30 protein-coding genes are annotated in these 26,493 nt (G+C 43.5%); 17 read left to right on the forward strand and 13 right to left on the reverse strand.

Translation table 11 applies throughout. The annotated features are described in order from the left end of the window. Positions 1–8: 8 nt before the first annotated feature. From EZV76_RS13985 to EZV76_RS14045, 13 genes are all read left to right on the forward strand, one after another. Positions 9–824, forward strand: coding sequence for a prohibitin family protein (locus EZV76_RS13985; RefSeq protein WP_136567190.1), 816 nt, complete (start codon positions 9–11; stop codon positions 822–824). Positions 825–1,026: 202 nt separating this feature from the next. Further along, positions 1,027–1,884, forward strand: a complete 858-nt coding sequence (hisG, locus tag EZV76_RS13990; protein WP_136567191.1) for an ATP phosphoribosyltransferase — start codon at positions 1,027–1,029, stop codon at positions 1,882–1,884. Next, positions 1,857–3,167, forward strand: a complete 1,311-nt coding sequence (gene hisD / locus EZV76_RS13995; protein WP_439108158.1) for a histidinol dehydrogenase — start codon at positions 1,857–1,859, stop codon at positions 3,165–3,167. Before hisG ends, hisD begins: the two co-directional genes overlap by 28 nt. Then, entirely contained in the window at positions 3,164–4,213 is a 1,050-nt protein-coding gene (gene hisC / locus EZV76_RS14000; RefSeq protein WP_136567192.1) for a histidinol-phosphate transaminase, read from the forward strand. The genes hisD and hisC overlap by 4 nt, the downstream gene beginning before the upstream one ends. After that, complete coding sequence (gene hisB / locus EZV76_RS14005) at positions 4,213–5,349, forward strand: bifunctional histidinol-phosphatase/imidazoleglycerol-phosphate dehydratase HisB (RefSeq protein WP_136567193.1); 1,137 nt, start codon at positions 4,213–4,215, stop codon at positions 5,347–5,349. Before hisC ends, hisB begins: the two co-directional genes overlap by 1 nt. After that, on the forward strand, positions 5,350–5,934 hold the full coding sequence (gene hisH / locus EZV76_RS14010; protein WP_136567194.1) for an imidazole glycerol phosphate synthase subunit HisH: 585 nt from the start codon (positions 5,350–5,352) through the stop codon (positions 5,932–5,934). A gap of 2 nt (positions 5,935–5,936) precedes the next feature. Beyond that, on the forward strand, positions 5,937–6,359 hold the full coding sequence (locus EZV76_RS14015) for a GNAT family N-acetyltransferase (RefSeq protein ID WP_136567195.1): 423 nt from the start codon (positions 5,937–5,939) through the stop codon (positions 6,357–6,359). Continuing rightward, the gene (locus EZV76_RS14020) at positions 6,356–7,135 is read left to right on the forward strand and encodes a 1-(5-phosphoribosyl)-5-[(5-phosphoribosylamino)methylideneamino]imidazole-4-carboxamide isomerase (protein ID WP_136567196.1); all 780 of its coding nucleotides are present in this window, start codon (positions 6,356–6,358) and stop codon (positions 7,133–7,135) included. Before EZV76_RS14015 ends, EZV76_RS14020 begins: the two co-directional genes overlap by 4 nt. Next, entirely contained in the window at positions 7,128–7,643 is a 516-nt protein-coding gene (locus EZV76_RS14025; RefSeq protein ID WP_136567197.1) for a DinB family protein, read from the forward strand. Before EZV76_RS14020 ends, EZV76_RS14025 begins: the two co-directional genes overlap by 8 nt. A gap of 13 nt (positions 7,644–7,656) precedes the next feature. Beyond that, on the forward strand, positions 7,657–8,412 hold the full coding sequence (gene hisF, locus EZV76_RS14030) for an imidazole glycerol phosphate synthase subunit HisF (RefSeq protein WP_136567198.1): 756 nt from the start codon (positions 7,657–7,659) through the stop codon (positions 8,410–8,412). Positions 8,413–8,415: 3 nt separating this feature from the next. Next, on the forward strand, positions 8,416–9,015 hold the full coding sequence (gene hisIE / locus EZV76_RS14035; protein WP_136567199.1) for a bifunctional phosphoribosyl-AMP cyclohydrolase/phosphoribosyl-ATP diphosphatase HisIE: 600 nt from the start codon (positions 8,416–8,418) through the stop codon (positions 9,013–9,015). Positions 9,016–9,078: 63 nt separating this feature from the next. Then, on the forward strand, positions 9,079–10,245 hold the full coding sequence (locus EZV76_RS14040; RefSeq protein WP_136567200.1) for a vWA domain-containing protein: 1,167 nt from the start codon (positions 9,079–9,081) through the stop codon (positions 10,243–10,245). Positions 10,246–10,253: 8 nt separating this feature from the next. After that, positions 10,254–11,723, forward strand: a complete 1,470-nt coding sequence (locus tag EZV76_RS14045) for a MoxR family ATPase (protein ID WP_136567201.1) — start codon at positions 10,254–10,256, stop codon at positions 11,721–11,723. A gap of 8 nt (positions 11,724–11,731) precedes the next feature. Here EZV76_RS14045 and EZV76_RS14050 read toward each other — a convergent pair whose 3' ends face one another. Continuing rightward, complete coding sequence (locus tag EZV76_RS14050) at positions 11,732–12,214, reverse strand: hypothetical protein (protein ID WP_136567202.1); 483 nt, start codon at positions 12,212–12,214, stop codon at positions 11,732–11,734. A gap of 238 nt (positions 12,215–12,452) precedes the next feature. Between EZV76_RS14050 and EZV76_RS14055 the strand changes: the two genes are divergently transcribed. Together EZV76_RS14055 and EZV76_RS14060 are read left to right on the forward strand one after the other, a co-directional pair. Then, a complete protein-coding gene (locus EZV76_RS14055; RefSeq protein WP_136567203.1) occupies positions 12,453–13,328 on the forward strand; it encodes an alpha/beta hydrolase in 876 nt (291 codons plus the stop codon). Further along, positions 13,315–14,112 carry an alpha/beta hydrolase gene (locus EZV76_RS14060; protein ID WP_136567204.1) on the forward strand — a complete coding sequence of 266 codons (798 nt, stop codon included), beginning with the start codon at positions 13,315–13,317 and terminating at the stop codon, positions 14,110–14,112. Before EZV76_RS14055 ends, EZV76_RS14060 begins: the two co-directional genes overlap by 14 nt. A gap of 2 nt (positions 14,113–14,114) precedes the next feature. Here EZV76_RS14060 and cysM read toward each other — a convergent pair whose 3' ends face one another. Beyond that, positions 14,115–14,999, reverse strand: coding sequence for a cysteine synthase CysM (gene cysM, locus EZV76_RS14065; RefSeq protein ID WP_136567205.1), 885 nt, complete (start codon positions 14,997–14,999; stop codon positions 14,115–14,117). Next, positions 14,992–15,786, reverse strand: a complete 795-nt coding sequence (epsC, locus tag EZV76_RS14070) for a serine O-acetyltransferase EpsC (RefSeq protein WP_136567206.1) — start codon at positions 15,784–15,786, stop codon at positions 14,992–14,994. Before epsC ends, cysM begins: the two co-directional genes overlap by 8 nt. A gap of 96 nt (positions 15,787–15,882) precedes the next feature. Here epsC and EZV76_RS14075 point away from each other — a divergent pair, with 96 nt between their 5' ends. Further along, on the forward strand, positions 15,883–16,560 hold the full coding sequence (locus EZV76_RS14075; RefSeq protein WP_136567207.1) for a DUF2461 domain-containing protein: 678 nt from the start codon (positions 15,883–15,885) through the stop codon (positions 16,558–16,560). Here the strand turns inward: EZV76_RS14075 and EZV76_RS14080 are convergent. Further along, the gene (locus tag EZV76_RS14080; RefSeq protein ID WP_136567208.1) at positions 16,549–16,962 is read right to left on the reverse strand and encodes a glyoxalase; all 414 of its coding nucleotides are present in this window, start codon (positions 16,960–16,962) and stop codon (positions 16,549–16,551) included. The genes EZV76_RS14075 and EZV76_RS14080 overlap by 12 nt on opposite strands. A 127-nt stretch (positions 16,963–17,089) precedes the next feature. Here EZV76_RS14080 and EZV76_RS14085 point away from each other — a divergent pair, with 127 nt between their 5' ends. Then, the gene (locus tag EZV76_RS14085) at positions 17,090–17,851 is read left to right on the forward strand and encodes a 3-keto-disaccharide hydrolase (protein WP_136567209.1); all 762 of its coding nucleotides are present in this window, start codon (positions 17,090–17,092) and stop codon (positions 17,849–17,851) included. Between the two features lie 4 nt (positions 17,852–17,855). Here the strand turns inward: EZV76_RS14085 and EZV76_RS14090 are convergent, their stop codons facing one another. The 9 genes from EZV76_RS14090 to EZV76_RS14130 form a co-directional block, all read right to left on the reverse strand. Next, a complete protein-coding gene (locus EZV76_RS14090) occupies positions 17,856–18,245 on the reverse strand; it encodes a DUF302 domain-containing protein (protein WP_136567210.1) in 390 nt (129 codons plus the stop codon). Positions 18,246–18,293: 48 nt separating this feature from the next. Continuing rightward, positions 18,294–19,250, reverse strand: a complete 957-nt coding sequence (locus EZV76_RS14095) for an NAD-dependent epimerase/dehydratase family protein (protein ID WP_136567211.1) — start codon at positions 19,248–19,250, stop codon at positions 18,294–18,296. Positions 19,251–19,259: 9 nt separating this feature from the next. Continuing rightward, a complete protein-coding gene (locus tag EZV76_RS14100; protein WP_136567212.1) occupies positions 19,260–20,828 on the reverse strand; it encodes a serine hydrolase in 1,569 nt (522 codons plus the stop codon). 18 nt (positions 20,829–20,846) lie between these two features. Next, on the reverse strand, positions 20,847–21,650 hold the full coding sequence (locus EZV76_RS14105; protein WP_136567213.1) for a phytanoyl-CoA dioxygenase family protein: 804 nt from the start codon (positions 21,648–21,650) through the stop codon (positions 20,847–20,849). 7 nt (positions 21,651–21,657) lie between these two features. Then, on the reverse strand, positions 21,658–22,023 hold the full coding sequence (locus EZV76_RS14110) for a DUF2200 domain-containing protein (RefSeq protein ID WP_136567214.1): 366 nt from the start codon (positions 22,021–22,023) through the stop codon (positions 21,658–21,660). An 87-nt stretch (positions 22,024–22,110) separates the two neighbouring features. Continuing rightward, the gene (locus tag EZV76_RS14115) at positions 22,111–23,058 is read right to left on the reverse strand and encodes a TolB-like translocation protein (RefSeq protein ID WP_136567215.1); all 948 of its coding nucleotides are present in this window, start codon (positions 23,056–23,058) and stop codon (positions 22,111–22,113) included. A gap of 53 nt (positions 23,059–23,111) precedes the next feature. Continuing rightward, complete coding sequence (locus EZV76_RS14120; protein ID WP_136567216.1) at positions 23,112–23,999, reverse strand: HEPN domain-containing protein; 888 nt, start codon at positions 23,997–23,999, stop codon at positions 23,112–23,114. Positions 24,000–24,076: 77 nt separating this feature from the next. Further along, positions 24,077–24,514: a hypothetical protein gene (locus EZV76_RS14125; protein WP_136567217.1), complete on the reverse strand. Its 438-nt coding sequence runs from the start codon at positions 24,512–24,514 to the stop codon at positions 24,077–24,079. Positions 24,515–24,603: 89 nt separating this feature from the next. Further along, positions 24,604–26,325, reverse strand: a complete 1,722-nt coding sequence (locus EZV76_RS14130; RefSeq protein ID WP_136567218.1) for an amidohydrolase family protein — start codon at positions 26,323–26,325, stop codon at positions 24,604–24,606. Positions 26,326–26,493: the final 168 nt, after the last annotated feature.

The raw sequence follows: 26,493 nt of genomic DNA on the forward strand, positions 1-26,493 counted from the left end.
ATAAAACCATGGATAGATTACCAAAGATTGCTTTACCAGCCTTAGCGGGCATTATTTTTCTTATCATATTCATTTCTAGGTCTACAGTGACCATCGGTTCCGGGGAGGCCGGGGTTCTCTATAAATATTTTGGAGGGGGTGTGGTCACCGATGAGCCGCCCTTGGGCGAAGGATTCCACTTGGTTGCTCCATGGAACAAAGTGTTTGTGTATGAGGTTCGACAGCAAGAAAAGTTGGAGAAAATGAATGTGCTTTCTTCAAATGGTCTGGATATAAAACTTGAAGCCTCTGTGTGGTTTCAACCAAAATATGACGAGCTTGGGAAATTGCACCAAGAAAAAAGTGAACAATATATAGAGCGTGTCCTATTACCTGCCATTCGTTCTGCAGCCCGTAGTGTGGTGGGACGATATACCCCGGAACAATTGTATTCCAGTAAACGTGATGCCATCCAACAGGAAATCTTTGAGGAAACCCAAAAAATTGTGGATGATCAATACATTCAACTGAATGAGGTTTTGGTACGGGATGTAACCCTACCACCCACCATCAAGGATGCCATTGAACGTAAGCTCAAGCAGGAACAAGAGTCCTTGGAGTATGAATTTAGATTGGTCACTGCCCAAAAAGAAGCGGAGAAAGTTCGAATCGAAGCACAAGGAAAAGCGGATGCCAACAAGATTCTGAGTGCTTCCCTGACAGATAAGATATTACAGGACAAGGGTATTGAAGCCACATTGAAACTTGCCGAATCCCCCAATGCAAAAGTGGTAGTGGTAGGGTCTGGAGACGATGGTTTGCCCCTAATTTTGGGAAATAACTAAATAAGTCTTTTTTGATAAAAAAATATGTCCTACTTTTGATTCCATAATGAGAAACAAAAACGTACATCATCATTTTTACACTTGCTCTCAAGCGAGGTAGAGATGTATTGCTGTAACTAAAAATATATTCTAACCCGTTTGAGAAATCAAACGGGTTTTGTTTTTGTGCCCGTTTGGGCTGTCGAACACCAAAAAAAGAATAATGACAAAGATTAGGATCGCGGTTCAGAAAAGTGGCCGATTAAATGAGGATTCCCTCGCAATTTTGAAGGATTGTGGCATTTCCATAGACAATGGAAAGGATCAGCTAAAAGCCACGGCCCGAAATTTCCCCTTGGAGGTGTTTTACCTTCGTAATGGAGATATTCCCCAATACCTTAGGGATGGGGTAGTGGATATTGCCATCATTGGGGAAAATGTACTGGTGGAAAAAGGGCAGGACATTTCCGTGGTTGAAAAACTGAATTTTTCCAAATGCCGGGTCTCCTTGGCAGTTCCGAAGGGAGTGAAGTACAACTCGGTAAAAGACTTGGAAGGCAAAAAGATAGCCACTTCCTATCCCAATACGGTAAATGAATATCTGAAATCCAAAGGTGTTACGGCAGATTTGCACATTATCAACGGTTCCGTGGAAATTGCCCCCAACATTGGATTGGCCGATGGTATCTGTGATATTGTTTCCAGCGGAAGCACCCTCTTCAAGAACAATTTAAAAGAGGTCGATGTGATCCTGACCAGTGAGGCAGTCTTGGCGGTATCGCCTACCATATCCAAAGAGCGTTTGGAGATTCTGAAGAAAATCCAATTCAGGATAAAATCGGTGTTACAGGCACGCCAAAACAAATATGTATTGCTAAATGCGCCCAATGACAAGTTGGATGAAATCATTTCCCTTTTGCCTGGAATGCGTAGTCCAACAGTACTCCCGCTTGCCGAGGAGGGGTGGAGTTCCGTACATTCAGTGATTACGAGGGATACCTTTTGGGAGGTCATTGATGCCCTCAAACAAGCCGGGGCCGAAGGAATTTTGGTATGTCCCATAGAAAAAATGGTACTGTAGTGAAGCGAATAGATTTTCCAGAAAGAGAAAATTGGGAAGGAATCTTAAAAAGACCAACCCAAACGGTATCCGATATTGAGGGTACGGTCAATACCATCTTTGAAGAGGTGAAATCCGGAGGGGATGCCGTTGTCAAAAAATATACGGAACGCTTTGATGGGGTTAGCTTGAAGAACCTCAAAGTAACTCAAGATGAAATACAAAAGGCATCCGAATCAGTTTCCGAGGGTTTACAACAAGCCATTAGCCTGGCACAAAGCAACATTGAAAAATTCCATGCGGCACAACGTACGGAAAGGGTAGAAGTGGAAACCATGCCCGGGGTATCCTGCTGGCAGGAAAAGCGTCCCATCCAAAAAGTTGGATTGTACATTCCAGGAGGGTCCGCGCCACTTTTTTCCACTATTTTGATGTTGGCCATTCCAGCCAAACTGGCGGGTTGTTCAGAAATTGTACTTTGTACACCCCCAGACAAAAAAGGGGAAATCAACCCTGCCATTCTGTATACCGCACAACTTTGCGGGGTAACCCAAATCTATAAGGTAGGGGGCATACAGGCCATTGCAGGAATGACCTTTGGAACGGAATCCATCCCTAAAGTCTATAAAATCTTTGGCCCAGGAAACCAATTTGTGACTGTGGCCAAGCAACTGGCCACCAAATATGGCGTGGCGATTGATATGCCTGCCGGACCAAGTGAACTTTTAGTTGTGGCAGATAATACGGCCAATCCTGCTTTTGTAGCGTCTGATTTGTTGAGTCAGGCCGAGCATGGCGCCGATAGTCAGGTAATTTTAGTGTCAACCTCAGAGAGTTTGATCAATGACGTAGAGAAGGAAATAGAAGGGCAACTCAAGGTGTTGCCAAGGGCCTCCATTGCTGAGAAAGCTATTGCCAACAGCAAACTGATTCAGGTAAAAAATGACCAAGAAGCCTTGGATTTGATCAATGAATATGGCCCCGAACACTTTATCGTCTGTGTGGAAAACGAAGGATTTTACCTTGATGGCATCCAAAATGCCGGCTCGGTGTTTATCGGGAACTATACCCCGGAAAGTGCGGGAGACTATGCTTCGGGGACCAATCACACCTTGCCCACCAATGGGTATGCCAAGCAGTACAGTGGGGTGAACCTGGACAGTTTCATGAAAAGCATGACCTTTCAAAAAATATCTAGAGAAGGCATAGAAAGAATTGGAAGTGCCATAGAACTCATGGCCGAAGCGGAAGGCCTTCAAGCACACAAAAACGCAGTGACCCTAAGATTAAAACGCTCCAAATGAAAGCTGTATTCAACATAAAAAATATGGTCAGGGAATCCGTGGACCAATTGAAACCCTATTCCTCCGCACGGGATGAATATGTTTCGGACGGTTCTGAAATGATTTTCTTGGATGCCAATGAGAATCCGTTTGAGAATGGTGTCAATCGATATCCCGACCCCTACCAACGAAGCCTAAAATCGCTCTTGGCAGAGCAGAAAGGAGTTTCTGAGAGCAACATGCTTCTGGGAAATGGCAGTGATGAAGTATTGGATCTTATCTATAGGGCATTTTGTGAACCCAATCGGGACAACATCATCACCTTGCCACCCACGTATGGCATGTACAAAGTTCTGGCAGGCATCAACGCGGTGGAGAACCGGGAAGTATTGCTGACACCAGATTTTGAACCCAATGTCCCTGAAATCCTGCAAGCGGTGGATAGAAACACCAAGTTGTTATTTATTTGTTCGCCAAACAATCCCACGGGAAACACCTTTACAGTGGATAAGGTGCAACAGTTATTGGAATCTTTTCAAGGGCTAGTGGTGATTGATGAAGCCTACATTGATTTTTCAGAGGAAGAAAGCTGGATAGGTAAACTAGCTAATTACCCCAATCTGATAGTGACCCAAACCCTTTCCAAAGCCTATGGTTTGGCGGGTATTCGACTGGGGATTTGTTATGCCTCGGAAGAAATCATTGCCATTTTAAATAAAATCAAACCTCCATATAATGTTAATCAACTTACACAGCAACAGGCTTTGCAACGTTTATTGAATCAAGATGCGGTTGCCACTGAAGTTGAGCAGATATTGAGGGAACGAACGTCATTGATCGAGGCATTAAATGCATTGGCTTTTGTACAGGAAATCTATCCAACAGACGCTAATTTTGTATTGGCCAAGGTGGATGATGCCAATAAACGATATCAACAACTATTGGAGCAAAAAGTGGTGGTACGTAATAGAAGTACCCAACCCTTATGCGAAAATACCCTTCGGTTCACCGTCGGGACCCCAGAAGAGAACAAAACACTGATAGCCATTTTAAAACAACTACCATAATGGGCAAGAAAGTATTATTTATTGATCGTGATGGAACCATTATAAAGGAAACGGCCGACGAGCAGATTGATGCATTTGAGAAGATGATTTTTTATCCCAAGGCGTTCACGTTTCTGGGGAAAATCGCCAAAGAATTGGATTATGAGTTGGTCATGATCACCAATCAAGATGGTTTGGGTACGGATATTTTTCCAGAAGATACCTTTTGGCCGGTACACAATTTTATCATGAAATCTTTTGAGAATGAAGGAGTGATTTTCGACCAAGTATTTATTGATAGAACCTTTCCCAAGGACAATGCCAACACCAGAAAACCGGGAACAGGGATGTTGACTTCCTATTTTTCCGATGCATATGATTTGGAAAATTCCTTTGTGATCGGAGATCGATTGACGGATGTGGAATTGGCCAAAAACTTGGGTGCAAAGGGAATCTTCATCAATGATGATACCCATTTGGGAACAGGAGAGATTACGGTAAAGCGGGAGGAATTGGATGAGTACATCGCCTTGGAAAGCAATGACTGGGAAAAAATCTATGAGTTTTTAAAACTCGAGAACCGTATTGGTGAAATTTCAAGAAAGACCAATGAAACGGACATCCAAATCAAGTTGAACCTGGATGGGACCGGAAAAAGTAACATCCAAACAGGATTGGCCTTCTTTGATCATATGTTGGACCAATTGGCCCGTCATGGACAAATGGATTTGGACATCAAGGTGAATGGTGATTTGGAAGTGGACGAACACCATACCATTGAAGATACGGCCATTGCTTTGGGGGAAGTTTTTTCAAAAGCCTTGGGCAATAAATTGGGCATAGAACGCTACGGTTTTTGCTTGCCCATGGACGATTGCTTGGCGCAGGTGGCCATTGATTTCGGTGGAAGAAATTGGCTGGTATGGGATGCTGAGTTCAAAAGGGAAAAAGTAGGGGACATGCCCACTGAAATGTTCCTGCACTTCTTTAAATCTTTCACGGATGGAGCCAAGGCTAATTTGAACGTTAAAGCCGAAGGTGACAATGAACACCACAAAATAGAGGCTATTTTCAAAGCTTTTGCCAAGTCCATTAAAATGGCCGTGAAGCGGGATGCCGAGAAAATGGTATTACCCTCAACCAAAGGAATGCTCTAGATGAAAATAGTGATAATCGATTACGGCGCAGGAAATATCCAGAGCATAAAGTTTGCCATACAACGCTTGGGTTTTGATGCGGTCTTGAGCCATGATGCCGAAGAAATCAAGCAAGCGGACAAGGTTATTTTTCCCGGTGTGGGAGAGGCCAGTTCGGCGATGGCCAAACTTCGGGACACTGGTTTGGACAGGCTCATTCCCACGTTGAAGCAACCTGTTTTGGGCATTTGTCTTGGTATGCAGCTCATGTGCAGCTCCTCTGAAGAAGGAAATACAACGGGCTTGGGTATTTTTGACCTGGACGTGGTTAAGTTTCCCAATACCGTAAAAGTACCCCAAATTGGATGGAACCAGATTACGGAACTCCAATCGGATTTGTTCAAGGGAGTCCCTGAGAAATCTTATATCTACCTGGTGCACAGTTTTTATGCGCCAAGAAGTAAAGACACCATTGCACAATCCGATTACGCATTGCCCTATAGTGCTGCCTTGCAGAAAGACAATTTTTATGGGGTGCAATTCCACCCTGAAAAAAGTAGCGAGGTGGGCAGTACCATTTTAGGGAATTTTTTAACGGTAATTTGATCATGGAATACTATATCTCATCGGACAAGGATAAATTGGATGTCACCAGAATCCACCAAGAGGTAAAGTCTACCTATTGGGGAGGATACAGAACCCCGGAAATGACCCAAAAGACCATTGATGCCTGTCTGTGTTTTGGCGTATATTCCAATGAAGGTAAACAAGTGGGTTTTGCCCGTGTACTGACCGATAAGGTGGTTTTTGCCTACCTTATGGACGTCATCATTTTTGAACCACACAAAGGAAAGGGGTTGGGGAAAAAATTGGTGGCCACGATTTTGGAACACCCAGATATAAAAGCGGTTCATACCGTTGGATTGAAAACTATGGACGCCCACGGGCTATATGAACCTTTGGGATTTAAAAAGATAGGGGATTCCGCCATGTGGATGGCCAAGGACAACGCTAAATACGATTACGAATGAGACTGATTCCAGCTATAGATATTATTGACGGAAAATGTGTCCGTCTTTCCAAAGGGGATTACAATACTAAGAAAATTTACAATGAAGATCCCGTGGAAGTGGCCAAGGAATTCGAGGCCCATGGGATTCAGAACCTCCATTTGGTGGATTTGGATGGAGCGAAATCCAAGCATATAGTCAACCACAATGTATTGGAAAGCATTGCTTCCAAAACCAGCTTAAAGATTGACTTTGGGGGTGGCCTAAAAACCGATGAGGACCTTCACATCGCTTTTGAAAGTGGCGCCCATCAAATAACCGGGGGAAGCATTGCCGTTAAGGATTCGGACGTTTTTTTGGGTTGGCTGGAGAACTATGGCCCCAACAAGATTATTCTTGGCGCCGATGCCCAAGATGAAAAAGTGGCGGTTTCAGGCTGGCAAGAGGAATCCGATCAAGAATTGGTTCCCTTTATCCAGTTCTACCAAAAGAAGGGAATCAAATATGTGATCTGTACTGACATTGGCAAGGACGGCATGTTGGGAGGGCCTTCTTTCGAACTCTATAAAAAAATCATCTCCAAGACCATGAAACATGAGACTGTGGTCTCAGGAAGCGGTGTGGAAGACAAAGAGGTAATCGGCATCAACCTTATTGCCAGTGGTGGTATTTCAACTTTTGACGAACTGCCCAAACTAGCCAAAATGGGCTGCGAGGGCACCATTATTGGAAAGGCCATCTATGAAAACCGAATCAGTTTAAAGCAACTGGAAGCTTATATTCTTCAAAATGGATAAGGAAAAACAACTTCAGGAAGAACTCATCTGGAATATAGGCTATCGCATGGACGAAAGCCTACGCATGATCAAAATCTGTCTGGACCAACTTCCGGAGTCCGATATCTGGAAGAAGCCCAATGCATCGGCCAACAGCATAGGTAACCTTATCCTTCACCTTTGCGGCAACATTACCCAATACGGGATTGCCTCCATCCAGAATTTGGAGGATACCCGTGCACGTGATGAGGAATTTTCCATTTCGTCCGGGTTCACCAAGGCCGAGCTTATACAAAAGCTCAGTGATACCATTGATGAGGCCAAGAGGGCCTTTTATGAAGCGCCCTTGGAAGAATTGTTGCGAAAGAGAGCGGTGCAAGGATTCCAATTTTCTGGGGTGGGCAATATCATTCACGTTGCGGAGCATTTATCCTATCATACCGGACAGATTGCCCTATGGACCAAATTGTTGAAGGATACCGATTTGGGGTTCTATAAGAATGTAGACTTGAATATTAAAAATGAATAACGCTTAGACCCATATGCTTACAAAACGTATCATACCCTGTTTGGACATCAAGGACGGAAGAACCGTAAAAGGGGTAAACTTTGTGGACTTGCGTGATGCAGGGGACCCTGTGGAACTGGCGGCCATCTACGCCCAAGAAGGAGCCGATGAGTTGGTGTTCTTGGACATTTCAGCCACCGAGGAGAAACGAAAGACCTTGGCGGAGTTGGTGTACCACGTTGCCGAAACCATCAACATTCCCTTTACCGTAGGTGGGGGCATCTCATCGGTTGAGGATGTGGATATCCTTCTAAAAAATGGTGCGGACAAGGTATCCATTAATTCTTCGGCGGTGAAACGACCTGAGCTGATCAATGAACTGGTGGCCAAATTTGGTTCTCAATGTATTGTGGTGGCCATAGATGCCAAACAAATTGGAGGGCAGTGGATAGTGCACTTGGTTGGCGGTAAGGTACCCACAGAAATGGACCTCTTTGAATGGGCCAAGGAAGTGGAACAACGTGGGGCCGGGGAAATCCTGTTTACCTCCATGGACCACGACGGCACCAAAAATGGTTTTGCCAATGAAGCGCTGGCTCAATTATCAGATTTGGTGAACATTCCCATCATTGCCTCGGGTGGAGCCGGGACCATTCCCCACTTTGCGGATACGTTTAAAGATGGAAAAGCGGATGCCGCTTTGGCTGCTAGTGTTTTTCATTTTAAGGAGATTGAAATAAAGGATTTAAAGAACGAACTTAAGGAAGAAGGAATTCCCGTTAGAATTTAGGATATGAAAATAGATTTCACCAAAAGCCCGGATGGACTGATACCCGCCATCATCCAAGACGCAAACACCAAGAATGTCCTCATGTTGGGCTATATGGACCAAGAAGCCTTTGATACCACCCAAAAGACCCAAAAGGTGACTTTTTTTAGCCGTAGCAAGCAACGTTTATGGACCAAGGGGGAGGAAAGTGGTAATTTTTTGGAATTGGTCGATATAAAAAGTGATTGCGACAACGACACTCTATTGGTGTCCGTCAATCCTGTAGGGCCTACTTGTCACAAAGGAACCGATACCTGCTGGGCCGAGGAAAATACCCAAACCTATGGTTTTCTATCTACTTTGGAGCAAATCATCACCTCCAGAAAGAACGACCAGGAAAATCAGGATAGCTATGTGGCCTCCCTATTCCGAAAAGGCATCAACAAAATTGCCCAAAAGGTGGGTGAGGAAGCTGTGGAAACTGTGATCGAGGCCAAGGATAATGATGAAGAACTATTTTTGAATGAAAGTGCCGATTTGCTCTTCCACTATTTGATTCTGCTTCAGGCCAAGGGATATACCTTGGAGGATATTGTACATACCCTCCAAAAAAGGCATAAGTAAGCCATAGCGTTAAGTTTTCTTTAAACGCTGAGCCATTAGATCAAAATGAGTTAATTTTATGTAATGGCTATGAATACAAGAAAAGGGTTTCGTTTTACCACCTACGAAGCGCCGGACCAAACCCCGTTCGAAAAACTCTTTGAGATTTTTCAGGAACTCATTACACATACTTCAGGTGATGTGGAAGAGGCTTTGGACTGGCTCAGGGAGTTGGACAAGGAGTACGAACTTACCGATGACAATTACACCATTGACGATTTTATAGAGGACCTCAAGGCAAAAGGCTATATCCGGGAGGAATTTGATACGGATAACCCTGAAGGGGGACAAGCGGAAGAAGGTGATGAAGAAGGGGCCAGAGGTGGCAATCTGTCCATTACTGCCAAATTAGAGCGTATGTTGCGCCAGCGGGCCTTGGACCAAATCTTTGGGAAGCTCAAGCGTAGCGGCGCCGGAAACCATAGAACCGGAAAGTCGGGAAGGGGGGATGAACACACGGGAGAATTTCGGGAATATCGATTTGGGGATGCCCTTGAACATATTTCCATGACCGAAAGTCTTAAAAATGCCCAAGTAAACCATGGACTGGACAGCTTCTCATTGAATGAGGATGACCTTGTAGTGGAAGACACCCAGCATAAGGCACAGATGAGCACGGTCTTGATGATCGATATCAGCCATAGCATGATCCTCTACGGTGAAGACCGAATTACCCCTGCCAAAAAAGTGGCCATGGCCTTGGCGGAATTGATCACTACCCGATATCCCAAGGACACCTTGGACATATTGGTCTTTGGAAACGATGCGTGGCCCATTCCCATTAAAGACCTTCCCTACCTAAAGGTAGGGCCTTACCACACGAATACCGTGGCCGGTCTGCAATTGGCCATGGACATGCTCCGTAGAAAGCGGAACACCAATAAACAGATTTTCATGATCACGGACGGAAAGCCGTCGTGTTTACGACTGCCCAACGGCGACTACTATAAAAACAGTGTAGGCTTGGATGAGTATATCGTGGAAAAATGCTATGCCATGGCACAGCAGGCCCGAAAACTCCACATTCCCATCACCACCTTCATGATTGCCCAGGACCCGTATTTGATGCAGTTTGTGAGGGAGTTTACCCAAGCCAACAAGGGTAAGGCTTTTTATACAGGTCTAAAAGGTCTGGGTGAAATGATTTTTGAGGATTACGAACAAAACCGAAAAAGACGAATCAAAGGATAACGATTTCTATGAAATTAAATCATACCCAAATAAAGACCCTCGGGGAGTTGAAAGCCTCAGGGTACCAAAGTAAGAGTATCAAAGATGAGTTACGTACCAACCTATTGAGGAAAATTGCCAGCGGTGAGGAAACCTTTCAAGGGGTATGGGGCTATGAAAACTCCGTAATTCCTGAGTTGGAACGGGCCATACTGTCCCGGCACAACATCAATCTATTGGGATTGCGAGGTCAGGCCAAAACCCGATTGGCCCGATTGATGGTACAACTTTTGGATGAGTGGATGCCCGTTGTGGCCGGTTCTGAAGTGCATGACGATCCCTTGCAGCCCATTTCCAGGTATGCCACGGAACTGATCAAGGAAAAAGGGGATAAAATCCCGATTGAATGGATTCATCGGGATGAACGTTTCTATGAGAAGTTAGCCACGCCAGATGTTACCGTTGCAGACCTCATTGGTGATGTAGACCCCATAAAAGCGGCCAACCTCAAGCTTTCCTATGCGGATGACCGGGTAATCCATTTTGGCATGATCCCAAGGGCCAACCGCTGTATTTTTGTCATCAATGAACTTCCAGATCTTCAAGCTAGGATTCAAGTGGCACTATTCAATATACTTCAGGAAGGGGATATCCAGATCAGAGGATTCAAACTACGCCTTCCTTTGGACCTACAATTTGTTTTTACCGCCAATCCAGAGGATTATACCAATAGGGGTAGTATTGTAACCCCACTGAAAGATAGGATAGGGTCCCAGATTTTGACTCACTATCCTGAAACGATTTCCATTGCCAAAAAAATCACCCAGCAAGAAGCCCGTCTTGATCAGCGGCAATCCGAAGGAATCCATGTGCCAGATATAGCCATGGAAGTGTTGGAGCAAATCAGCTTTGAGGCCAGAAACAGTGAATATGTAGATGCCAAAAGTGGGGTAAGTGCCCGTATGAGCATTACCGCTTTTGAAAATTTATTGAGTACCGCGGAACGTAGGGCCATTAAATCTGGAGATGAAAAGACTACCGTTCGTCTAAGTGATTTTATGGGCGTGATTCCTTCCATCACAGGAAAAATAGAACTGGTTTATGAAGGGGAACAGGAAGGGGCCGGTTTTGTAGCCGAAACCTTGGTTGAAGAAGCCATAAAATCCATATTTCCCAATTATTTCCCAAAGATTGACAAGCTACAGCGAAAAGATGCCGAAACGGAATATGATGAACTTATACATTGGTTCTTTGAAGGTGAAGGCTTTGACCTTCTAGATGAGGATTCCGATGAGGAATATAAATCTAAATTAGATTCAGTAGCTCCATTGAGGGCTCTTTTAAAAGAATATCAACCCGATATTTCAAAAGAAGACTCCTATTTTATGAAAGAATTGTTACTCTGGGGCTTGGTGGCCCATAAAAAATTGAGCAAGCACCGTTTTACCCAAGGGTATCAATTCAAAGATCTTTACGGAAGTTACATTAGGGGGTTGTAAAACAGAAACTATTTCCAAATATCGAATTGCTCATTGTAGCTTTCAACATTATAGGGGCCTACATATTGTTTTCTATACCTAAATAGTGTAATGGTAAGTATAGTGAGCAGACAGTACAGTGTCAATGTGAGAACGGCCACTGGTTTAAACGTCTCGGGGACTATCCGCTCTACAAACTCTGGAAATAAAATAAGAGTCTGGACACTATCATAGATTTTAAAAATATATACGATTATGATAACGTAAAGGGCGAACTCCGTATTCCGCAATTTGGAACTGTGCGGTGCCGTTTTCCCTATTCCGTACCATAAAAAATATAAGTAGACCAAGTGGACCAAACTCAATATTGGAAATATATAGTTGTCTGGTTTTGAAAAATAAAATTGATTGGTGTAAACACCATAAAAGTTTAGAATATCCAATGCTATCAGTACCATCAAACTAATGATGATGCCTATTTTGCAAGGTAGGATTTTGTCGTAATGCTTCATTTACGTCCAGAGATTTGGGATCACTCAAAAACTTTAAAAAAACGGGAGGCCTTTGGCTTTATTTTAAATTAATCGACGAACCGTAAATAATGTTGGCAAGGCATAGGATATTGATGTGAACTCCCAGTTTTGATTAATCAATCCCCTCTATTTACTATCATGAATACTACTACTCGACCCTTAATGCCGTGTAGTTGACTTGTCGGTATTTTTTGTATTTTGGAGCAAATGATTTAGTATGCAAAATTGGCTCTACATAGTGTTTACTCTACTTGGAGTGTACCTTTTGTCAAGCATACTATTGTATTATTTACAGGACTATTTTCTTTTCAAACCAGAAAAACTGCCCAAAGATTTTCAGTTTTATTACGATAATCAAGAAATTGAGGAGTATAATGTTGAGACAAGGGACGGAGCAACCATTAATGGACTTCGGTTTAAATCAAGAGATCCCAAAGGTGTAGTTTTCTATCTAAAAGGAAACTCCAGAAGTATTAAAGGATGGGGCAAGTTTGCCGTGGACTTTACCCGTCATGGGTATGATGTGATTATGGTGGACTATCGTGGTTTCGGGAAGAGTACGGGACGACGTACCCAAAAAGCCATCAAGCGTGATATGCAGGTGGTGTACAATAAAATCAAGGAAAAGGTGCCTGAAAAATACATTATTCTCTATGGACGCTCCATGGGTTCGGGTTTTGCGGCCAAACTGGCCTCCATGAACTCTCCGCGAATGCTCATTCTGGATGCTCCCTACTACAGTTTAAGCAAGGTGGCTAAAAAATTCATTCCGTTTATGCCACTCTCCCTATTGATCAAATTTCCAATGCCCACGTACAAGTGGTTAAAGTACGTTAACTGCCCCATACATATCATACATGGGACCGACGATAGACTCATTCCCTATAAAACCAGTGTCAAGCTATCCAAAATAAAATCGGAATTATCAAAATTATATACCATAATAGGAGGAGGACACAAAGACTTGAACAACTTTGAATCATACCACAGCATGTTGGAAGAAATCATCACCAGCCGCCCCACCAAAGTGAATCTGGAAGGTTCCAGCATCAATGTGAAACACTCTTCAAAACGCGCCAATGCCAAAGCTTAAGCGTTTCGGTATTATAGTAGCGTCCATCTTGATACTGCTCTCGATTATGCTCTATTCATTTCAGGAAAAACTCATTTTTTTGCCCACCAAGCTATCCGAGAACCATCTCTATGAATTCAATGCCAATTTTAATGAAATCTTTCTTGATGCCAAAGATGGAGCACGTTTGAACGCCCTTCATTTTTATTCGGAAAACCCTAAAGGATTGATTTTATATTTTCATGGGAATGCTGGCGATTTGTCACGCTGGGGTGAAATCGTATTACCCTTTGTTGACTTGGATTATGATGTTTTGGTGATGGATTATCGCAATTATGGCAAAAGCACTGGCAAACTTAGTGAACAGGCACTCTATCAAGATGCCCAACTGTTCTATACCTATGCCAAGGAAAAATATGAAGAAAACAATATTATTGTTTATGGAAGATCATTGGGTACTGGCATTGCAAGTCAGTTGACTTCCAAAAACCGACCCCAAAAACTTATTTTGGAAACTCCTTTTTATAGTCTTTCAGAAATAGCCCAAGAACGATTTCCATTTTTACCAGTTTCCTATCTATTGCGCTATAAGATTCCGTCATATCAATTTTTGAAGGAGGTAGATTGCCCCATTCGTATCTTCCATGGTACCGACGATAGGGTGGTTCCCTATAAATCTGGCAAAAAATTGTTTGATTCCATTCAGAATGAAGACAAAAAGATATACACCATTCCCAATGGAAACCATAATAATCTTATAGATTTTAAGGAATACCGAAACGCAGTTGAGATGGAACTAAAATAATCTCAATCAAATAAATCCGAAGAAAGGTAACGATCCCCTCTATCACAAACAATGGATACAATAGTGCCTCTTTCAAGGGTTTCGGCCAATCGAATCGCTGCCGCAGCGGCTCCACCACTGCTCATCCCTGCAAAAATCCCTTCTTCCTTGGCCAAGCGCTTGGCCATTTCAGTAGCTTCTGTTTCACTGACCTCCAATACAGTATCCACTTTTTTGGGATTGAATATCTTGGGAAGATAAGCTTCGGGCCATTTGCGAATGCCTGGAATCTTGGAATCATCGGTAGGCTGCACACCCACAATCTGAACCTTGGAATCCTGTTCCTTCAAATAGGTAGAGGTTCCCATAATAGTTCCTGTGGTACCCATACTGGATACAAAATGGGTGATTTCGCCATGGGTGTCCTTCCAAATTTCCGGTCCAGTGGTTTGGTAATGGGCCATCCAGTTGTCGTTATTGGCAAACTGGTTGAGCATAACATACCCTTCATCCCTGACCTTGGCCTCTGCATAGTCTCGGGCACCTTCAATCCCCACATCTGTTGGTGTCAAAGTTACCTTGGCTCCATAAGCGCGCATGGTCTGTACGCGCTCCTTGGTGGAGTTTTCGGGCATTACCAACTCAATATCAAGCCCATAAATTCCCGCAATCATGGCCAAAGCAATACCTGTATTTCCACTAGTGGCCTCAATTAGCTTTGAAGACGATGAAAAATCCCCACGTTCCAATCCACTCCTGATCATATTATAGGCAGGTCGGTCCTTAACACTTCCACCCGGGTTGTTTCCTTCCAGTTTAAAAAGTAATTTCACATTAGGATTGGGATTCAACACCTTGGATTCTACCATAGGTGTGTTCCCTATAAGGTCCAGAATAGTTTTAGACATTGCTTGGAGCGGTTTTTATTTTGATTTCGGGCGTATGAAATACTGTTGAATTCGGTGGAACAGAAGACGTTAGCCATGCATTACCCCCAATTACCGAATTCTCCCCAATCACAGTGTTCCCACCTAAAATGGTGGCATTGGCATAAATGGTGACATTGGACATAATGGTAGGATGCCTTTTGGTCTTTTGCAGACTTTTGGCCACATAAAGGGCTCCCAGGGTTACCCCTTGATAAATTTTCACATGGTCATGAATCACGGCAGTTTCCCCTATGACCACACCAGTGGCATGATCAATAAAGAATGATTTTCCTATCTGTGCACCCGGATTGATGTCCACTCCCGTTTGTCTGTGGGCATATTCGGTCATAAGTCTCGGCACCAAAGGAAAACCTTGAATATACAGTTCATGGGCCAAACGGTATATGGCAATGGCGTAAAAGCCGGGATAGGCCATATAGATTTCCTGAATGGACAATGAGGCTGGGTCACAATCCAAAATGGCCTCGGCATCCAAGTTGAGTTTTTCCAAAACCTCTGGTAATCGGGATACATAATTGTCCCACACTTTGGTGCAGGGCTTTTGCAACTCCCAACAGGCCATATCTGCCAAATGTTGAAACTTTTCCTCCAAAACATCAAGATTCTCGGCAACGGGTGTATTTACATCAAAGAGGGTATAGAAAAGTGTATTGGTAAATTCCTCTGTTTCTTCTTTTAGTCTATAGTCTAAATAGGGTTGTTTCTTGTGCCTATTCAGTTCTGCGATGATTTTCTCCTTGTCCATGCTTTAAAAGTTGTCCTAAAATTAGCCAAAACCTAACCATCCACTTATAGAAATGTATAACTTTAGCTTAAAAATAACACATCCTAAAAAGAAGTCGTGAATAATTCCATTATCTCCAAAGAAGCTTTTGACATATTAAAAGTACTTGCCAAAAACAACAATAAAGAGTGGTTTGAAAAGAATAAATCCGTTTTTAAAAAACATGAATCAGAGGTTAAATCCTTTTTTGAAAGCGTTAAGGAACGACTGAGTCAACACGACGATATCGAGAAAATGAAAATGTTCCGGATTTATAGGGATGTACGTTTTTCCAAGGACAAAACCCCATATAAAACCCACTTTGCAGGGTCGTTTTCACGACTGGGCGCACATCTAAGAGGAGGATATTACATTCATTTACAGCCGGGAAATTCTCTGCTGGCCACCGGCTTTTGGGCACCCAATAAAGAAGACCTTTTTCGCATACGAAAAGAATTGGAAATGGATGCGTCCGATTTTAGGAAGATCATCAGTGACCCGGATTTCAAAAAAATCTGGGGAGAACTTCAAGGCGATGCCGTAAAAACAGCGCCAAAAGGTTTCGACAAGGACCACCCGGATATTGGCCTCATCAAAAACAAACAGTATGTCTTTGTGCGGAATTTTACAGACCAAGAGGTGCTATCCCCGAATTTTATTGAGGACGTGGACAAATCGTACCGGGCTATTCGACCTTATTTTGATTTGATGAGCGATATCCTCACCACCAATCTCAATGGAGAGTCAATGCTGTAGTAGCACTTCACTTTCCAAAAGTTGTACTTGGTCCTTCAGCCGTTCAATGACCATATTCATCATCCGCTTGTTCAGGGCAGAGGAGTTTTTAATGTATGCTTGGTACTCTTCAACCGTAAATTGCCCAATGACCATGCCCTTGAGCGAATTTCGAAACTTGATGTCCTTTTGGATGGCCCGCTCAATATATTCCATCTTTTTCTCCAAAGGAAGGTCATGGAAAACCCCTTTGTGTTTGGCAATGTAATTCTTGAAAGCTTCTACCAACAAAAGGTTTTGGAGTTTAATGACAGGGCGTAAAGTCTGGTTCTGAAAACGTTCTTCCGCACTCATTTGGTTGTTGAAATAAGACTGTAGAATTTCGGGGCGGAGGTCCAAAAGACTCTTAGATCGTGAATCCATGGCTATTAGTTTCAATAAAGTTACACAATCGTCCACCTAGCATTTTTTGTAAAGCTGATAGTTGTTAACGATGTTATGAACATGCATTGCTAAGTTTATTTAAGTATTTTTAGGCCAAATCAAAATCATGAGCGCAAAATTTGTTGGCCTTTCTTTACTTGTTTTGATGGCCATTTCCTGTAAAAAAGAAACCAAAAAAGAAGATACCCATGTTTGGAATACCAAAAAACTGGCAGAGGAAAACGCCACCCACAATCAGCTGCTCGATATTGAAAAAGAGCAGGGGTGGGAGCTGTTGTTCGATGGGGAAACCTTGAACGGTTGGCATGTGTACAATGCTGGTGCACCATCCGTCTGGGAGGTTAAAAACGGTGAACTCCATAGAAATGTGGAACTAGAATCCGAACACAATGAGGATTTGGTCACCGATAAAGCCTATGAAAACTATGAGTTGGTCTTGGAATGGAAAATCTCGGACCGTGGAAATAGCGGCATATTCATCAACGTTCATGAGAAACCAGATGTTGGCACGGCCTATCAAACTGGGCCCGAGTACCAAATTCTGGACCCCAACCATATGGATCATGATGTGGCCGTTAAAAAATCAGGATGCCTGTATGGATTTTCCCCCCAGAAAAATGAAGCCATTACAAAATCTGGCCAGTGGAACCAGACCCGCATCAAACAGGTTAATGGAAAAGTGGAATTCTATTTAAATGGTGTACTAACTGCAGTAGAAGATTTCACCTCACCCGAATGGCCGCAAAAAATATCGGCGACCCATTTTAAAAACTACCCTGAATTTGGTCAAGCCACCCAAGGGAAGATTACATTACAGGATTGGTATTTTGAGGTGTGGTTCCGCGACATCAAGATCAGGGAACTATAGACCACTATAGTTTATCGATTACATTTTTGAGCTTTTGCCGGATTTCTTGTGCCACGGGACCCAAGCTGTCATTCTTGACCGAAATCATGGATGCCACGGGATCTACGGCTGCCACCTCGATATCCCCGTCCTCATTTTCCAAAACAACCACATTGCAAGGCAGAAAGAGCCCAATTTTATCTTCCTGCTTCAATGCCTCATAAGCATAGGGCGGATTACAGGCTCCCAAAATCCTATATTTCTTAAAGTCCACATCCAATTTCTTTTTCAGGGTCTGGGCAATATCTATTTCGGTGAGCACCCCAAAACCTTCATTCTTCAGCTCAAGGGTTACCTTTTCAAGGGCTTTTTCAAAATCTTTCTCCTTCAAAATTTTACTGAAATAATAACTCATGGTCTTTTCTCTTTATGGTGTACGTCTTGACTTTAAGATACTCATCTTTTATGGATAATGTATGCCCTCTTTTTGGAAATAGTGTTCAACAGCTTCCTGTACGGCTTGCAACGAGCTGTATTTGGGTTGATATCCCAACAATTTCCTTGCTTTTTCGATGCTGCCACACGGGCTGTGCGCAATGTGGTCCCATGTGAGTTCCCTATCTCTTTCACTAACACTCTTTTGCCATACCTCCCAAGGTTGAAACCGCAATTGGGGTACTTGCCCGAATAGCTTGGCCATTTCTTCCGCATAGCCCCTCAAGGTAAGTGCCTGCTCCGAATCTACATGGAAACTTTCACCGATCGCACTTTCCCTGTTCGCTATGGCCTTGACAAAAGCCTGTGCCACATCGTCCGCATGCACATGATGAACCGTTTCCATCCCAAGGTTGGGCAAGGTGATTTCCTCTCCTTGGGCCAATCGTAGAAATACCTCCGGATTTAGATTTCCGGCCGGGTTCACGGGCAACCATCCCGGTCCCGTAATATGCCCTGGGTGGAGAATAGTGACCGGAAAACCATATTCTTTATGGAAATTGAGCAAGTAGGCTTCAATCTTTGCCTTGTTGATCCCGTAGGTGCCAAAGGGATTCCGTTCTGCAGACTCCGTGGTGGGAACCTGTACGGTATGCCCATGGACCCACATGGTCCCACAGTGTAGAAAATGTCGCACTTTGCCCTTTAGGTTTTCAGCAAGATGTTGGGCACTCTGGGGGGTGAAACAAATCAAATCAATGACCACTTCGCCGTTCAGGGATACGATTTGAGCCCCAAAATCCCCGTGCTCTTCGGATTTTTCCCGATCAATGCCCACAAACTCCACGGATTGCCATGCCTCATGATCGGCATAGGGTTGGGACTGTTGCCGACTTACACAGACCACATCATGACCTGCTTCAACAAGTTTTGGCACCAAGTATGTGCCAATATGGCCAGTGCCGCCAATCAGTATTACTTTCATTCTTATTTTTTATTCCTTGATTCGGACCAAATCCAAATCTTGATAATCAAAGCTAAAATCCATATTTGGCGAAATCCCTTTCATTTGAATCCCAACTGGGGTTCCTGAAGCATCCATTTTAAAAATGGCAAAGGCATCACACTGCATATCCGTATAGGCCATTTTAACGGCAAAGGTGCTGTCCTTGTAATGGAACATTTCCCCATTCAGCTGAGGGGAACGGAGTGACCTAAACCAAAGTTTTCCGCCATGGTTTTCGATGGATACCTTTCCGAACCATTTATCTTCATAGGTTCCTAAAAAGGAGCTTGCACCCAGTTTTTTCACATCGGAGATTGTGGCACTTTCCCAAACGGCATCCAAAGTAGCATCGGCCTCGGCCTGCCCAGATTCCAGCTGTTGCTTGGCAGACGCCAGATAATCCCATCGGTCCTTACGTATCCATTCATCCCGAATGGCCGAACTTATGGTATGGTAGCTGTTGCCTCCGGGAGCGCCATTGGTGAGTACCACAACTGCCGAATTCAATTCGGGCACCATTACCACGGAGGATAACATGCCAGGAAGACCGCCGGTATGGGAAATTACGGTATGGTCGTACCTATTGGAAATCCGCCATCCAAGACCATAGGCACCAAAATGATACCTGTTATCCGGTTCCGGTCTGGTTTGAAAGCTGATAAAGGTGTAGGGGCGCCACATTTCCGCTTGTCGCTCGGGACTGAAAATCTGTTTGTCCAAAGCATCGCCATATTTTCCTTGCTGCAATTGGGCCATGATCCATTTGGACATGTCATGGACGCTGGAATAGATTCCGCCCGAGGCCACCAAAGGGCCTTCACCCTTTACGTACCGCTCTACCTTTCTTACGTTTCCGTTCTCGGTGGAGTGGGCCGATGCCACGTTTTGGGTCGATTTCAATCGCTTATAACGAACCGCGGTCCTGTCCATGCCCAACGGACCTAAAATTTGCTGTTCGATAAATTCATCATAACTCTGGCCGCTTACCCTGGCAATGACCTCGCCCGCTACAATATAGAGCAGGTTGTCATAATCATATTTGGTGCGAAAATCCGAAGTGGGTTTAAAATATTGAAAACTGTTGAGTACATCCTGAATTTTGTAATCAGCTCCCGGAGGGAAAAACATTAAATCCCCGGCACCGAGCCCCAGCCCGCTGCGATGAGTCAACAGGTCCACAATGGTGAAATTCTCCCGAACGTATGCATTGTACATGGTAAACTCCGGTATGTGTTGAACCACCCGATCATCCCATTTAAGTTTTCCCTGATCCACCAAAATGGCCAATGCGGCAGCGGTGAACGCCTTGGTGTTCGAGGCAATTTGAAACAAACTATGCTCATCCACCTTCTCTTTGGAATCAACCGAGAGTTTTCCGTATCCTTTGGAGTGGATGACCTTCCCATTTTCTATTACGGCCACGGCAACACCCACTTGGGGCATCATTTCCATAGATCGGTTCACCAAGGAATCTATCTGCGAAGAGGTAAAGCCCTGTCCGAAAACGGTGGATATGGCCCATAATAAAAATAAGGGGAGGGTAATTTTGTTTTTCATGAGGTTTTTTAGTGGTTATTAAAATACGACAGGGTTCAAATGCGAATCTATGGTCTCACCAATGGCCACTCCCGGACACCAGGTCTCCCAATCGTTCTTTTGGCCGTCGTTCTCAGGTTTCTTCAAAATCATGTCCTTGTCCATATAGATCACGGTCATAACCTTTCGGGTCTTGCCAGAAGTATTGGCCCCGGCCCGGTGGAAAATCCAACCGGAATGAAAACTGACCTCGCCAATATCAAAAGCTTCTATGGTGTGCGGAAAATTATTGATCTTCAAGTTTTTTTGGATCACTTGTTCGCTCTCATCGCTGATGGACAGTTCGCGCCCCAACAGAATCTCTTGGCTGCCCGCACTGAATTCCAGCGGGCCCATTTCCAAAGGTGTTTCTTGCAAAGGAATCCAGATGGTGATGGACTTGTCCGAAGACAACGGCCAATAATATTGGTCTGCATGCCAAGGGGTGATTCCCCCGCCGGCCTCCTTGAACAGGGCTTGATCGTGGTATATACGAACCCCATCCACTTGCATGAGGTCTGAGGCCGCCTTGGCCAACCGCTTGCTCAGGATCAGTTTTTTGATTTCCTCGTCCTGCACCCAGAGATTGCAGAGTTGCAAAAAGGCCTTCCCGTAGGTATCCCGCTGATTGATGGGCACATCCACCTTGTTCAGTTCCGCAACCTTTTTGGAAATGACCGTATTGAAATGCGCCACGATCTCAGGTGATAAAAACTCCTTGATCTTGATGAAGGCATTCTTTTGGTAAAATTCCACCTGTTCTTTGGTCACCTGAAAAGGTTCATCCAATAGGGTTAGATTCATGATTTGTTTAGTTCTGTCTTAGTATTTTTTCCATTTTCCGGCCCTTGGCCAATTCATCCACCAGTTTGTCCAAATAGCGGACCTGTTGGGTCAGGGGATTGTCGATTTCCTCAATCCGATACCCACAGATCACCCCGGTAATGAGGTTGGCATTGGGGTTCAAGTCCGCATCTTGGAAGAAGGCCGCAAAAGTGCTCTTGGCATCGATATGTTTTTGAATGTCATCATCATCAAAGCCCGTGAGCCATGTAATTACCTCATGTAGTTCTTCTTGGGTACGACTTTTCTTCTCCACCTTGGCCACGTAATGTGGATATACCCCGGCAAAGGTCAGTTTTGCGATGCGTTCGTTATGTTCTGGGGTGACTTTCATCTTACCTAATCTTTAACCTTGGGAGATACAATCCATTCATTTGCTTAAATGTAGGGATTTTGTGTAGATCTAGGAAGACAGTCTTGGTCAGTTGCCCACCTTGCTTAGAATCTTCTCTTTTAGCCGGACAAAGTCTATCCAGTAAATATTACCGATTTCAACTTCTTCATCATCTCCAGAGACACCGCGGTGAAAAAAAAGGTGCTTTCCATCTGGGGAGACACTTGCGGTCATTTCACAATGTTCCGTATTTACTTCGGGGCCCATGTTATACGGTTCTGTCCATGTGCCGTTCTGGTTAAAACTGATGTACAGGTCGCAGTCCCCAAACCCGTCTTCGCTTTCACCATCATAGATCATGTAGCTCTCATCCGGTGCAATGTAGGAATGGGCGATCCACTTTCCTGAGAAATTGATGTCCGTTGCCATGGTCTTGGCATCACCATAGCCGCTTGCTTCTTTATCGGAACTATAAATGACCCAATCCCCGGGTTTGTCGTCCTTCTCGCCAGAAGTAAAGTACCGGTTGCCGTTTTCCGAAGCGGTCAGGTACATGACCACCCGATCCACGAACGGACTGCCCAAAGGCTCGGGGTCGCTCCATCCTTTTGCGGTTTTTGTACTGTACCATTGGTGCATCCCGGAGGCCTTGATGGTATCGTTGAGGGGTCTTGTGCTCCCAAAATAGAGCAGGTTTCCAGTGGGGTCAATGTGGGGTTCAAAATCCCAGCCCGCATCGGTGGAAAAAAAGGCCGGCTCCGGTTTGGACCATTGCCCATTTTCCAGTTTCATGGTGAAAATCTCATTATCGTCTTCCGGTTTTCTGCGTGTGAAGAACAGTTCATCCATTTCTGGGCTAAAAGTGATGGCAAACTCAAAATCATCGCTGGAGACCACACCTTCCCCAAAGATCAGGGCGGTATCCGTTGGAATTTGGTCGCTGAGCAGCGTAAGGTTCGACTTTTTTTCTGCCCCACAGGATACGAGAAAAACTAGTAACAGGGTGAAAATAGGGTAGAAGGTGGATTGTTTCATTGTATGGCGATTTTGATTGATGTTGATGGTATTGTTATTGGTGCAACTGGGCTCTATGGCCCTGCATTTGCCGCATCTTCCCCGATCTGCGCTATTTTTTCCTGACAGATTTCCTCGGTAAGCTGCTTTAGTTGCAGTACTTTGTGGGACAGGTATTCCAGATCACCTTTGGTGATGTGGTACTCCTTCATGTTGTAACGGGCATCGATGTAGGCGTGTTTCAGCAGCTCAAAAAGACGCTTGTGCTCCTCGGTCTGTTTGGGAAAAAGGTCGAAACGCTTGTCGCACATGGCCACCTTGATCCCCAAAGTCTCCAGATTGTGGTCCTTGGGCCGGTAATCCGTGAACACCAACAAAATGGTGGTGTAGTAGCGCTCCACGGCTTGATGCAGTTGGAAAGCGGCATTATTTAAACTTTCCTTCTCTATTTTATACTCATAATTATCGAAGAACTCGTTCGCGCTATCAAACCACTGGTCAAAATAGTCTTGGGCCTTGTCTTGGTACTGTTTTGGGGTGAGCTTTTTGGGCAATGCCAGTTGATGCTTGCGCGAATCGTACAGCACAATGCCCTCTTCCTTGATGTCCCTAAAAAAGTAGTTCCCCACCCTTAGGGCCTTGTTCAGGTGTTTGATCCCGTGAAAGATAAAGTTCACCGGGGTGGCCACTTGGCCGGTGGCGGTGAGCTCCGCCTTGATTTGGTCCTCTATACGGAACTTTTGTTGCAGGTCTTCATGGGTGAGGACCACGAGCAGGTCGTAATCGCTGCGGTACTCGTAGGTGATGCCCTGTTCCACATAGGTGTCCTCCACCCAGTTGCCGCGGGCGTAGCTGCCAAAGAGCAGCACCATTTCCACTTCCTTGAACCCGGACAGCAAAGCGGTGAGCTGGTGCAGCTCGGCCTGTTTGTGATCTGGGAGATGTGCCACGGTCTTGTTCAATTGTTGGGTGTTTGTGCCCTAAAGATAGGCATATTTGGGTTGGGGTGGGGAGATTGCTTTTGGATTAGACATAGACGCTACTTTTCTTTAAAAAATTTTGCCTTTAAATGTTTTACTTCATTAATGTCACAGCCAAATACAAAAGTTCTATAAACAGGCCGGTCTGGTCCAAAATATGGAATTTCATCTTGCATAAATCGAATTCCTAAATTTTCAAGTTCTCCAACCAATTGATTGGTTTCTTTCTTATCAGTAGTAAAACCTATGCAATGGGTTTTGGCCCATTTGTCCGAGACTAACTGATGATATGCATGTTCAACAACATCTTTTTCGCTCTGAAAATACTTAAGTTTATTTTTTTCTCCCCGTTCGGTATAGTACCATATGAAGACTCCTCCAAAATTGTCAATCCCATAGCCTTCATGAATGGCATTTCCGTTAATTGTGTAACTGTTGAAGTTATAACAGTTTTCCTTCATCCATGTTTCCAATTCAACTTGAGTTTGTGGTGTCAAAAAAATCTTTTTATTGAAAGTTTTGCGATCAGGTTTTTCAAAGCATGAGAGAACAATGAATTATAGCCATCTTAAGTTAGGCTCAGTATTTATTTCTTCAGATATTCAAAAGCACGTCCATTAAAAAGCACTTCAAGCCCTATAATTTCATTCTTCTCATTTACTGCGAAATTGTAATATACATTGGAATTTTGGACTCGAAAAAGACGCTTGCTAAATGGCTCCAATTTATCTATAATGTAGCCATAGTCAATAGTTAGCAAACTGTCTCTTATCACAACTTTGAATGTATAGCCATTATTCAGGGTAGCGTATTCGCCTGTGTACTTCTCAAGGTTAATTTTTATATCTTCTGGATTTACTACAGGTGGTAGATTTTTTAATGTCGATTTATAATTGGCAGTTAGCACCTTCATTTTCATTTTTCCCAAAGCTTCCTTGTCGAATAACTTTCCGTTAATAATTGTGGCATTTATCTTTTTGAGATTTTTTATGTCTTCTAACGGATTTGCTTCTAAAATTACAATGTCGGCTAGTTTGTCTTTTTCAATAGTTCCCAGAGAGTCTGTCGCATTAAAATATTTTGCTGGATTAATGGTGGCAGTCTGAAGTGCTCCTAATTCTGATATTCCTGCATCCTTGAGCTCAATAACTTCATCAATTAAGCTAAAACCCGGAATCATATAATAGTAACCAACATCTGTTGCGGCAAGTAGCTGAACTCCTGCATCATACATTTTCTTGATTAAAAATTTTTCGTGGACGAATATCGAATCATTTCTTTTATTTGTTTCGTCAGATAAATTAGGTTTTGTGTCTCGAAAATGCTGCCATTCGGCATATTCATCAGGTGGAATAAAAGGCACACCTTCTTGGTCTTCAAAGAAATCCATTCCCAAGTTGGCAATATCTATCTTGCTTGTCCAGATCGTAGGTGAGATAAATGTTTTGTTTTCTACCAATACTTTAACGATGTTCTCAAACTTTTTCTCATCAAATGTTCGCACTGCTTCGGCAAGTGCATCATTGTCAAGCAGGTTTCTTGTAAATTTAGGTCGAAGCGAATCTTCTATTCCTGAAAAATACAAATGATGCATAGTCACGTGCTCAATACTTTTCATTCCAGTATTTGACAAATATTCCAATGGAATGGATAATGGCGGATGTCCAGCTACATACATTCCTTGCTTTTGAGTTTCCTCTATAAATCCGTCATAAGCCTCTTTGTTTATCTTGCTGTACACTTTTACAAAATCTATTCCTTCATTTTTCAATTTTAAAACATAGGCTTTGGCATCATCAAATGTCGAAATAACATCAAAGTTGCCGTTAATTGGCTCTTCTCCATCAACGATTCTTCCGATATGCATAATCCGGGGCCCTTCAAAGTCATTCGTTTTCAATTTTTCTCTCCACTCCACAACTTGTTCAGACTGCTCTTTTGTTTTAACCCACATATCCCTTACTCCAGTTACTCCGTTTGCCAACATAAGTGGAAAGTACCAAATGTTAGGTGGTTGTGGGTCGCTGTTGTTGAAAATATGCGTGTGCATATCAAATAGACCAGGAATTACATATTTATCTGTTCCGTCAACTAATTTTCCTTTGTATTGAATATTATTTTTGTGATTGGTGATGCCACTTATTTTATTTTTGTTTATTGATATGTCCATTGACTTCAGAACCTCTCCATTCTCAACATTGATAACATTTACATTTGTTATAGTCAAGTCATTTTCAATTTCCTTTGAACAACCGTAAAGAAGCAATGGAATGAATACGAATTTTAATATTTTGAGACAGTATTTCATTTTTTGGTCATATTGTGGCTAACGGTCTCCTTTACTTTGAATTTATATATTAAATAAGAGAAAGAGGAGAACTAAAACGGTCTCTAAGTTAAGCCTTACTAGACGTATCAGTCCTCTTTTCTCCTAAAAGTTGCATAGAACCAATTGGAATACCAGGTGTTGTAGCAC

It is taken from the genome of Flagellimonas alvinocaridis (assembly GCF_004916895.1).
Classification (GTDB): Bacteria; Bacteroidota; Bacteroidia; order Flavobacteriales; family Flavobacteriaceae; genus Flagellimonas; species Flagellimonas alvinocaridis.